We start from the raw sequence: 8,822 nt of genomic DNA on the forward strand, positions 1-8,822 counted from the left end.
GATCAAACCTCGTCAGGCTCATAACATGAAGGCCGTAGGTTCAATTCCTAATGCTGAAAACAAAATACCGTGCAACGTCAGATGTTTACGCACCGCCTCAGGGCGATGTTTCTATTTGCGCCAATACTTCTAGAAGCACTGTGGAAGCAACGATAGGAAACTTCTTTTCGTAACTAGCCACTTACCCCCTCAGCTCTTTTTTGCCAACTTCTGTGCTTCGCCCACGGTGACCTTGCCGTGACGACCGATGGAAATCCTCTCCTTAGAGCGTGTTGAAGCATTCAGGGAACGAACAACTGGTTCGGCGAACTGCTGTCTTTGGTATCAACTATTTTGGTAATAAAACGATAGCCTGCGGCTTGACCCGCTTGGTGGACGGGGAAATGGAGCGGCGCGGATGACTTGATCTCTGGCGGCGCGTTCGATTTCAGGTGAGCCAGAGCTATCGACGATATCAACCCAAGCCAGTGATCCATCAGGATTAATTTCGAAGAATACCTGCGCAAACCCGCGGACCGGTACATAGACGACGGGCGTTTGATTGAGGTGGACCAGGACTTGTCCGGCATAGTTCGTGGTATCGGAGTTTCCAACGCCGCGACCCGAGGTTTGATTTCGGCCACTGCTGGCTCGGAACGGGTCAGCCCCTTCCTTTTGATAAAGGCTAAGCGGCGACTCCAATGTTTGCGTAGGGTTGCGCAAATTGTCGAAGTTACTGAACCCATCGAGCGATTTTGGCGTATCCGTTGCGGGCCTTCTGTCCGGGAGGCGGGGGCGTTTGGAAACTGATACGGCCTGATCGGAAGGCGCGGCTTGTTCTTCTGGTGGCTCGTTTGTTGGCTCATCGACCGAACTTGGGATTTCTAGTTCGACTGCCGTACTCTCGAGTAGGGGGACCGGCGCTGTTGAGCCGTCTGTGGGCGGTAAAGCTGCCAAGCGCTCGGGTTCCGGGTCGACCGCTGGCGTTACGGCGGTATCTGCGTCTGTGGCTGGTTCCGGATTGGACGGGGCGACCGGTTCGGTCGGCACCTCTTCCTGAAGCTCTGATCGTGGGGCGACGGGCGCTCCGACATCGGGTGAAGATACCTGCTGAGGATTGGGGGAAGCGACGAGTGTATCGCTGATCGGGATGTCGGCAGTATCGGGCTTAACAGTGTCTTCAACCGGAGGCTCGGGGGCTTCAGCAGAGTCCGGCTGCACCGGGTCCGTCGTGTCGTCGGTGAATTCCTCGAATGTGTTGCCAAGCTCGATCAAACTGACCGATTCCTCATTGGCCCGCAGTTCTGGCAGACTGGAACCGTAGAAACTGATCCCAAAGATGTGCAGGACAAGCGAAAGCACACCCGCCAACGCAGCGATGGCTGCTGACTTCCGGATCATTTTAAAGCCTGCTGGGTCACGAGGTACACAGATGGCGCCCCATGCCGTCGAAGGGCACCGGTTACCTCCATCAATCGTTGGCCTGAAACATTGCGGTCGGGGACAATCCTAACGGGTCCGTCATCATGGCTGGCCATAAAAGCCTCAGGGTCGGTTTGCACCCCACGAAAACTGAGTAAGCCTTCGGCGTTCAAGACAAGCGCATCGGGCGGGTCGCGGCCTTCCAGTTCCGAGGTGTCAACAAGCTGCAGCTCTGGATCAAGCGGTGGAGCGACAGTGCCGGCAATCAGAAAGAAGATCAGCATCAGAAAAACGACGTTGATCAGGGGAATGGTCGAGTCTCGTTTGCGGTTTGGGCGACCAAAGCGGATCATCGGTCTACTCCAACACCGTGACGGTCAAGCCATCGCGGCCACGCAGCCTGGTCAGCAAATCCACAAGCCGTTGGGCGGACGTATCGGCATCAAGGCTCACCAGAGCCTGACCAGTCCCTATCTGCGCCGGCAGTTCATCCAGCATCAGCGTTTCGCCATTCAAAGTCACGCGCTCTGCACCGATCTGAATGAAAATTCTCTCCACCGGCTCAGCCGAGGCTGATGCTCCTGAGGTTGCGCTACTGATTTCGATTTCCGCGAATTTTGAGAAGGTTGAAGACAACATGAAGAACAGCAACAACAAGAAGATGACATCTATGAGCGGGGTCATCGACATCGGTCGTCTTACAAAGGGAGCCGTGTTACGCATGTTCAGCGTTAAGAATCTCGGTCCTGCCTGAGGCGGCCTGGTTCGAGTTGTTCGGGACCAGAACCGTGCGCAGTGCTTTGTCCGCAAACACCCGTTCCCGGGCAGTTCGGCTTTCAAACCAAGACAAGACCATTGAAGTCGGCATTGCCACCGCAAGGCCAACGGCTGTTGTTACCAGAGCAACCCAGATGCCACCTGCCAACAATGACGGATCAACAGAAGACCCGGCAGACTGAAGGCTTTGGAATGCATTGATCATTCCCAAAACTGTTCCGAACAATCCAAGCAGGGGTGCAAGCTGGGCGACCGTATCCAAAAGCCGAAATCCGCGCTCCAGCCCGGCCAGCGCCAATCCAGCTTCGGCATCCAGTCGAGCGTCCAGATCAGGAGTGTCCGGCGCGTCCATCGCGGCTTCGACAAGCGGTGCAAGATAGCTGCTGCTCTGTGCGAGGCGCGCGCGTGCAGTGGCTCGATCTCCAGCATCCCAGGCTTGCAGCGCTTGTGACAGAACCTTGTGCCGCCCTACGCCACAGGCAGCGAACTGCCAAAGCTTGTAAAGACTAACTGCTACGGTCAGGACCGACATGACAATAAGGATAGCCACAACGGGCCCGCCAAGGGTCAGGATCTCTCGAAGAGAAGAGAGAATATTCATCCAAGCAACTCCACTTCAATCCGGCTGCTGAGCGTTAGGGTCGATTGACAGATGTCGCTCTGGGAGCCTTTTACCACGCATGAACTCGCGCCATTGATCAATGCGCGCCCAACAGTCGTGCAAGACATCTCTGGCAGATCGAACTGACGGACACGTGGGCGATCCAAAGGTAGGTCGCGAAAATCAAAAAGCGAGAGGGTAACGACACTGCCTTCGGTGTCAAATATCACCGTCTCGAATACGGCTTCATCGATAGTGGTTCCGGATTGGTTGGTCACCAGAAAGGTCAATCTGCAGGCACTACCAACGTCTTCCAAGGCATTGAGCTCTAACGAAATCTCAGCGGCAGGTGCCTCAGCGGATTGGGCCAGAGCTGCAAAAGGAAGCAGGCATGCGAAACAGGTAAGCAGGACACGGAGAGATCTCATTGAAGGCACCTATATGCTTGGGCGAACCGCGATTGCCCGCGTTGTATAGCCGACAATGGTCCTCTCATACCTGATAGTACAATCACTTCAAAGGAGCGCTGAAACGATTGTGACTTCGACCATGTTCGAAGTCATATTCGAGTAAGCTATTCAGCAAAGTGACGTATAATATGGCAAAATGACGGAAAATTACCTCATTTCGTCAAGATACGATCTGCAATCCGAACAAGTCGCCCTTCATAATCAAAAGAAACACAGAATGGAGGCGCGTTTTGAGCTGGAATATTTGCATAGTCGGGGCGGGGAAGATCGGTCAGATGATCGCGACTTTGCTGAAAACCTCGACACATTACACGGTGACTGTTGCCGATCACGATCTTGCGGCCCTGTCAGCATTCAAGAAGCGGGGCATTTCTACGCGGCAGATTGATGCCAGCGATAGCGCGGGCTTGGAGAAAGGCCTTAAAGGGTTTGATGCGGTGATCTCTGCCGCGCCGTTCTTTCTGACACCGGCAATTGCAAGCGCAGCTAAAACTGTTGGGGCGCATTACTTTGACCTGACCGAAGATGTCGCCGCCACCAACGCGGTGCGCGAGCTGGCGCAGAACAGCGAGACGGCATTTATGCCGCAATGCGGGTTGGCCCCCGGGTTTGTCGGGATTGCAGGCGCTGCGCTGGCGGCGGAGTTCGATGAAATCGACAGCCTGCATATGCGGGTCGGGGCGTTACCGCTCTATCCGACCAACGCGTTGAAATATAACCTGACTTGGTCGACAGACGGGCTGATCAATGAATACTGCAATCCTTGCGATGCCATTGTAAATGGCGAGAGGGTTAAGACCGCCCCCCTCGAAGATTATGAGCTGATCGGCCATGACGGAGTCGAGTACGAGTGCTTCAATACATCGGGCGGGCTGGGCACCTTGCCCGAGACGCTAGACGGTAAGGCGAAAGCGGTATCCTATCGCTCGATCCGCTATCCGGGTCATCGGGACATTCTGCGCTTGTTGCTCAGCGATCTGGGGCTGGAGCGTCGCCGTGATCTGCTGAAAGAGATTTTTGAAACGGCCTTGCCGCGTACGGATCAAGATGTCGTGCTGGTCTACTGCACGGCAAAGGGCATCGTTGACGGCACGTTGCGTGAGAAATCCCTGATCAACAAATCCTTTGCGCGCACCATAGATGGACAAGTCTGGAGTGCGATCCAAGTAACCACTGCGGCAGGCGTATTGGGTGTCGTCGATCTGATGCGGACAGGGGTTCTGCCCTCGAAAGGCTTTGTTCGGCAAGAGCAGGTAAAGCTTGCCGATTTCCTGAACACCGAATTTGGCCGGCTTTATCGCGCCGGTGACGTTACCGAACAAAACAAGGCGGCTTGAGATATGAAAGACATTATAATGACTGCTGAAACCACGCTTGCGAATTTGGACCTGACTGCAGCGGAGCTTAGCGGCGGGTCGCTGCGGGTGACCTCTCCGATAGATGGCAGCCTGTTGGCCGAGGTTCACGAAACTCCGGTTTCCGAGATGGGGGCCATCTTTGCCCGCTCGAAAGCGGCGTTCAAGGAATGGCGCGTTGTGCCGGCTCCGCGCCGGGGTGAGTTGATCCGACTGCTGGGCGAAGAGCTGCGGGCCGCCAAGGACGACCTTGGCGCGCTTGTCAGTTGGGAGGCAGGCAAGATCACCTCGGAAGGTCTGGGCGAAGTGCAGGAGATGATCGACATCTGCGATTTTGCAGTTGGTCTATCGCGGCAGCTTTATGGTCTGACCATTGCTTCGGAACGCCCGGGTCACCGGATGATGGAAACGTGGCATCCGGCGGGACCGGTCGGAGTGATCTCGGCCTTTAATTTCCCCGTGGCGGTATGGTCGTGGAATGCTGCGCTGGCGCTGGTTTGCGGCGATCCGGTGATCTGGAAACCGTCCGAGAAAACGCCTCTGACCGCGTTGGCTTGCCAGAAAATCTTTGAGCGGGCGTTGGCCCGGTTTGGTGACGCCCCCGAGGGGCTTTTGCAGACCCTGATCGGTGGTGCCGATCTGGGTGAGGTGCTGGTTGCCAGCGAGGATGTGCCGATCATTTCAGCCACCGGCTCGACCCGGATGGGCCGCGCGGTTGCGCCGATCGTGGCGCAGCGCTTTGGCAAGTGTATTCTTGAGCTCGGCGGAAATAACGCGATGATCGTTGGGCCGTCGGCTGATCTGGAAATGGCGGTGCGCGCGATCGTATTCTCGGCTGTCGGGACAGCAGGGCAGCGCTGTACGACACTGCGGCGGTTGATTGTACACAACTCGATCCGCGAGGAACTGGTTGGGCGTCTGAAGAAAGCCTACGCAGGTCTGCCCATCGGTAATCCGTTGACCGAGGGTACGTTGATTGGGCCGTTGGTGGATGAAGCTTCGGGCAATGCGATGATCGCAGCGCTTGAATCAGCAAAGGCCGAGGGTGGTGCCGTGTTCGGGGGTCAGCGCGTGACCGAAGGTGTGCCGGGCGGTGTTTATATACAACCGGCCATCGTTGAGATGCCTGGCCAGACCGCGACTGTGAAGGCCGAGACCTTTGCTCCGATCCTTTACGTCATGGGCTATGACGATTTTGCCGAGGCGATCGAGATCCAGAACGACGTGCCACAGGGTTTGTCGTCCTGCGTTTTTACACTGAACATGCGCGAAGCCGAGCAATTCCTGACAGCGGCCGGGTCGGATTGCGGGATTGCCAATGTGAACATCGGCCCGTCCGGGGCCGAGATCGGTGGCGCATTTGGTGGCGAGAAGGAAACCGGAGGCGGGCGCGAAAGCGGATCAGATGCCTGGAAAGCCTACATGCGCCGTCAGACCAACACGGTAAACTATTCGGCCGAGTTGCCATTGGCGCAAGGTGTCAAATTCGACATCTGAACTCGAATGTCCGGCGGCACCTGATCGTGCCGCCGGATTCAATCAGCGAACAGGTAATCCAGTTGCATGATCGCTTTGGCCTGATCGGCACTGATCCCCAGAAATTCCGCGATAATCACCTCATTCTCCGAACGATCCGCCGCCTCACGCAAATGGAACAGCCCATCATTCTGGGTGCTGCGGATCAATTCGGATTCGTAAGCCAGCGCATTGCGAAGGGTCGGTAGCAGACGTGCAAGAGAATCCTGTGAGCTGTTCTGGCCCGCAAGACCGACACGATGGGCATGGCCCTTCAGATATTCATCTGAATAGGCACATTCGATTTCCAGAACACGTGTTTGGGCCTGATCTGCACAGAAATCCTGAATGACGTCCAGATTGGCCGGATCTACGCAGAGTACCAGCCTGTCGCTTTGGAAATAATCGAATAACATACGTGCAACGGCCCGCCGATGGCGCGACCGCTTAATCAGGGTCGTCTCGATTCCACCCAAATCGGGCAATGGCGTATCCTGCTCATCATAGATGTATTCGATGCAGGGAATGGGGGTTTCGGATGCGATCTGGTCAACAAGCCGTTTGGCGACATGCCACTTCTTGCAAACAATCAAAAACGCCTGACGCTCGGGGCCTAACGTATTGCCGACCTCCCAAAAGCGCTGAGCGAAACGTCGTCCGACACGACCGCGACCGGCAAGGAAGTGATACAGATTGCGCCCTTCGTCCGAGATGTGGAACGTGACCCCTTCGTTGGCATAAAGCTGACCCAACCGTTCCTTCAACTCATGGGCCTCGGGGCTGATCTTGCGAGCGAACAGGTAGTTCTGCCCCAACAGCATGTCATAGTGATCATTGTAGAAGGTGACAGGCATGCCATAGTCGGAAAACATCAAAAATGTCAGTGTACGGTTTTCGATTTCCTGCTTCGGGACGAGGTGGCGAACAAGCGTCTGAAAGAACGTCTCGTCCGGAATCCAGGTGGTCGAGAAAAACCGGACCACATCGCGGCGTTGGCGCAGGAAGTCCAGAATCATCTCGACTGTGCGACGGCGCAGGCACCACCACTGGCTGCCGATCTTGACCTGCAGGTCTGCGGGTATGCCGCGGGTCAGACCGAAACGCTTTTGCATTTCGTATGCGGCATAGAACAGGCGCGGCTGATTGCGTTCGTTGAAATAGTGACGATAGATCAGCCGGTCTTCTTTCATTCCGGTCTTAATCCAATTGCTTTCGAAGAAGTCATGGCTTTCGATGAAATCCATGTCGCGTTCATCAAGAAAGCTGTGCACATACTCGGCGGTTTTAATTGCCATGCAATCGCCGGACAGCATGTAAAAATGGGTGACCCTTGGGAACTGATCCACCGCCGCCTGTAATGCATGGAGCGTGGCCTGAACCAGTGACCATTCGCCCCATCCGCATTTGATCCGCTTCGTTGCAAATGCGACGTTGCGGTTATCTTTCAGGGCGTCGCGTATTTGCGCATAATCCGTATCTTTGGCGCGAGCGTCAAAATGGATCGCCATACAATCGCCGGCAGCCGTTAGCTGACTGGCCTGCGCAATGATCGCGTCAGGATCTTTGTGGCACAGCAAGATATAGGCAATCTTTGCCATTTGCGTCTCGTAATTCCCCGTTTCTGCCCAATTGCAACCGTGATACTGAGGATGAGCGATTGAATAAACAGAATATTTTTGGTTCTTTGGGTCAAAATGCCGGAGTATCAATGCGATAACTGGCTAAGGAGGCGCAGTAGATGGGTTTTCCCGGAACGTGGATGACCGAAAGTCAAAGCATGGTCTACCGTGTTGTGCCGAAATGCGCCTGTTCGACGATCGGGCAAATCATGTATTTCTCGGATCATGGTAGCTTCTTTGATGGTGACATTCACGACGCCAAGGACGGAATGCACAAGTGGGCCTTTGGTGCCAGTCAGGATCCGATTGCCAGAAATGTTCAATCGCACCAGTCCTATACGTTTACCTGCGTGCGTAATCCCTACACACGCATTCTCAGTTCCTTTTTTGACAAGATCTGCGGCATCCAGCGCAACGGCAAACGCTATCGCGGCAATCTGGTGCCAACGCTGATTTACAACTATGGAATCGAAGTCGGGGGTGACGACGGCAAGGGCGAGTTTGACCAAATTGCCAGTTTCCGCCGGTTCCTTTTATTCGCACGCGACACGATCCGTTGGCGGCGTCCGATGGACCCCGACATTCACTGGTCGGCCATGTCTGGCCATGTCTCGACGCTGATCGCTAATGGCGGGCGATATGATCGGATTTTTTGGACCGAGAAGTTCAACGATGGGATGCAGGGTGTGTTGGACAATCTTGAAACCTCGCATCCCGTGACTCTGTCCGAAATCCCGCGCTTCAATGAATCCGAAGGCCATGGGCCAAAACGCGTGCATCCGGTCGAGGATTACTTTGACGATTTGTCGATGCATCTGGTCTACGAGATCTACAAACAGGATTTTGAACTGTTCAAGTATGATTTCGAAAATCCCGCCAACAAAATGCCGACGGGTGAGATCGATCTAGATGAGATTCACGCCAAGCTGGGTGATTAAGACGCTCGAAGTGTGAGGCTCCCGCCCATCGTCAATGTCTCTTGTGAGACATCTCCTATGGTTGGGCCCGGCGCCGCGCAAAGCGCGCTTCCAACAAACAAAAGACATAGCAAGCGAATTGTGCAAATTATGAGAGTTTAGCGATC

Annotated in this window: 9 protein-coding genes; 3 read left to right on the plus strand and 6 right to left on the minus strand. The window is 55.1% G+C overall.

Annotated features, from left to right (window positions below):
- Positions 1–324: 324 nt before the first annotated feature.
- From ACR0EN_RS21070 to ACR0EN_RS21090, 5 genes are read right to left on the minus strand one after another with little or no spacing between them, the layout of a single operon-like run.
- On the minus strand, positions 325–1,380 hold the full coding sequence (locus ACR0EN_RS21070) for an energy transducer TonB family protein (protein ID WP_480588559.1): 1,056 nt from the start codon (positions 1,378–1,380) through the stop codon (positions 325–327).
- Positions 1,377–1,754, minus strand: a complete 378-nt coding sequence (locus ACR0EN_RS21075; protein WP_170818466.1) for an ExbD/TolR family protein — start codon at positions 1,752–1,754, stop codon at positions 1,377–1,379. Before ACR0EN_RS21075 ends, ACR0EN_RS21070 begins: the two co-directional genes overlap by 4 nt.
- A gap of 4 nt (positions 1,755–1,758) precedes the next feature.
- Positions 1,759–2,091 carry a biopolymer transporter ExbD gene (locus ACR0EN_RS21080; RefSeq protein WP_480588561.1) on the minus strand — a complete coding sequence of 111 codons (333 nt, stop codon included), beginning with the start codon at positions 2,089–2,091 and terminating at the stop codon, positions 1,759–1,761.
- Between the two features lie 25 nt (positions 2,092–2,116).
- Positions 2,117–2,779 (minus strand): MotA/TolQ/ExbB proton channel family protein, encoded by a 663-nt coding sequence (locus ACR0EN_RS21085; protein ID WP_170636491.1) that lies wholly within the window; start codon positions 2,777–2,779, stop codon positions 2,117–2,119.
- Complete coding sequence (locus ACR0EN_RS21090) at positions 2,776–3,207, minus strand: hypothetical protein (RefSeq protein ID WP_170395121.1); 432 nt, start codon at positions 3,205–3,207, stop codon at positions 2,776–2,778. Before ACR0EN_RS21090 ends, ACR0EN_RS21085 begins: the two co-directional genes overlap by 4 nt.
- Positions 3,208–3,479: 272 nt before the next feature.
- Between ACR0EN_RS21090 and ACR0EN_RS21095 the strand changes: the two genes are divergently transcribed.
- A complete protein-coding gene (locus ACR0EN_RS21095) occupies positions 3,480–4,586 on the plus strand; it encodes a saccharopine dehydrogenase NADP-binding domain-containing protein (RefSeq protein ID WP_170818468.1) in 1,107 nt (368 codons plus the stop codon).
- Positions 4,587–4,589: 3 nt separating this feature from the next.
- Positions 4,590–6,101 carry an L-piperidine-6-carboxylate dehydrogenase gene (gene amaB / locus ACR0EN_RS21100; protein ID WP_480563163.1) on the plus strand — a complete coding sequence of 504 codons (1,512 nt, stop codon included), beginning with the start codon at positions 4,590–4,592 and terminating at the stop codon, positions 6,099–6,101.
- A gap of 38 nt (positions 6,102–6,139) precedes the next feature.
- Here amaB and ACR0EN_RS21105 read toward each other — a convergent pair whose 3' ends face one another.
- Positions 6,140–7,717, minus strand: a complete 1,578-nt coding sequence (locus ACR0EN_RS21105; protein WP_480588563.1) for a DUF5928 domain-containing protein — start codon at positions 7,715–7,717, stop codon at positions 6,140–6,142.
- 140 nt (positions 7,718–7,857) lie between these two features.
- On the opposite strand from ACR0EN_RS21105, the gene ACR0EN_RS21110 reads away from it, so the two are divergent.
- Positions 7,858–8,676: a sulfotransferase family protein gene (locus tag ACR0EN_RS21110; protein WP_170423261.1), complete on the plus strand. Its 819-nt coding sequence runs from the start codon at positions 7,858–7,860 to the stop codon at positions 8,674–8,676.
- Positions 8,677–8,822 lie beyond the last annotated feature (146 nt).

This window comes from Ruegeria sp. AB7, assembly GCF_056542625.1.

Bases quoted from the DNA above. Each gene is read 5' to 3' on its own strand.
- ACR0EN_RS21070 (WP_480588559.1), bottom strand. From the start codon at position 1,380: ATGATCCGGAAGTCAGCAGCCATCGCTGCGTTGGCGGGTGTGCTTTCG.
- ACR0EN_RS21075 (WP_170818466.1), bottom strand. From the start codon at position 1,754: ATGATCCGCTTTGGTCGCCCAAACCGCAAACGAGACTCGACCATTCCC.
- ACR0EN_RS21080 (WP_480588561.1), bottom strand. From the start codon at position 2,091: ATGTCGATGACCCCGCTCATAGATGTCATCTTCTTGTTGTTGCTGTTC.
- ACR0EN_RS21085 (WP_170636491.1), bottom strand. From the start codon at position 2,779: ATGAATATTCTCTCTTCTCTTCGAGAGATCCTGACCCTTGGCGGGCCC.
- ACR0EN_RS21090 (WP_170395121.1), bottom strand. From the start codon at position 3,207: ATGAGATCTCTCCGTGTCCTGCTTACCTGTTTCGCATGCCTGCTTCCT.
- amaB (WP_480563163.1), top strand. From the start codon at position 4,590: ATGAAAGACATTATAATGACTGCTGAAACCACGCTTGCGAATTTGGAC.
- ACR0EN_RS21105 (WP_480588563.1), bottom strand. From the start codon at position 7,717: ATGGCAAAGATTGCCTATATCTTGCTGTGCCACAAAGATCCTGACGCG.
- ACR0EN_RS21110 (WP_170423261.1), top strand. From the start codon at position 7,858: ATGGGTTTTCCCGGAACGTGGATGACCGAAAGTCAAAGCATGGTCTAC.